This is a genomic window from Ignatzschineria sp. PL_is040 (genome assembly GCF_055813795.1).
The window spans coordinates 1-1,251 of the sequence record NZ_JBVPGU010000025.1; the positions used below are offsets into that span (position 1 = coordinate 1).

The following is a 1,251-nucleotide window of genomic DNA, read 5'->3' on the forward strand; positions in this document are numbered from 1 at the left end:
CTTGTCACTAAGTATTGTTTGGAGCATAGAAATAGAGAGTTAGTTAAAAGTTTTCTGGCGATAATATTTTACTACTCTCTATTTTTTATTTCCAATGTGCAACAGACCCTACATTGCACAAGATAAAAATATATCATCATGAACAATAAAACTGTCTGCTTACATAAACAGTAATACAAGGGGTGTTATGAGCCATATTCAACGGGAAACGTCTTGCTCGAGGCCGCGATTAAATTCCAACATGGATGCTGATTTATATGGGTATAAATGGGCTCGCGATAATGTCGGGCAATCAGGTGCGACAATCTATCGATTGTATGGGAAGCCCGATGCGCCAGAGTTGTTTCTGAAACATGGCAAAGGTAGCGTTGCCAATGATGTTACAGATGAGATGGTCAGACTAAACTGGCTGACGGAATTTATGCCTCTTCCGACCATCAAGCATTTTATCCGTACTCCTGATGATGCATGGTTACTCACCACTGCGATCCCCGGGAAAACAGCATTCCAGGTATTAGAAGAATATCCTGATTCAGGTGAAAATATTGTTGATGCGCTGGCAGTGTTCCTGCGCCGGTTGCATTCGATTCCTGTTTGTAATTGTCCTTTTAACAGCGATCGCGTATTTCGTCTCGCTCAGGCGCAATCACGAATGAATAACGGTTTGGTTGATGCGAGTGATTTTGATGACGAGCGTAATGGCTGGCCTGTTGAACAAGTCTGGAAAGAAATGCATAAGCTTTTGCCATTCTCACCGGATTCAGTCGTCACTCATGGTGATTTCTCACTTGATAACCTTATTTTTGACGAGGGGAAATTAATAGGTTGTATTGATGTTGGACGAGTCGGAATCGCAGACCGATACCAGGATCTTGCCATCCTATGGAACTGCCTCGGTGAGTTTTCTCCTTCATTACAGAAACGGCTTTTTCAAAAATATGGTATTGATAATCCTGATATGAATAAATTGCAGTTTCATTTGATGCTCGATGAGTTTTTCTAATCAGAATTGGTTAATTGGTTGTAACACTGGCAGAGCATTACGCTGACTTGACGGGACGGCGCTTCCCTACCCTCATGGCCGCCTCCCAGGAATCGACCCAGGTGCTTATCGTGGACATAATCCTTTACTCATAAATTGGCACTGTTGCAAAGTTAGCGATGAGGCAGCCTTTTGTCTTATTCAAAGGCCTTACATTTCAAAAACTCTGCTTACCAGGCGCATTTCGCCCAGGGGATCACCATAATAAA

General features: G+C 42.7%; 1 protein-coding gene. It reads left to right on the forward strand.

From position 1 onward, the window contains the following. Nucleotides 1-187: 187 nt before the first annotated feature. Nucleotides 188-1,003: an aminoglycoside O-phosphotransferase APH(3')-Ia gene (gene aph(3')-Ia, locus AC0SAP_RS10285; protein ID WP_000018329.1), complete on the forward strand. Its 816-nt coding sequence runs from the start codon at nt 188-190 to the stop codon at nt 1,001-1,003. Nucleotides 1,004-1,251 lie beyond the last annotated feature (248 nt).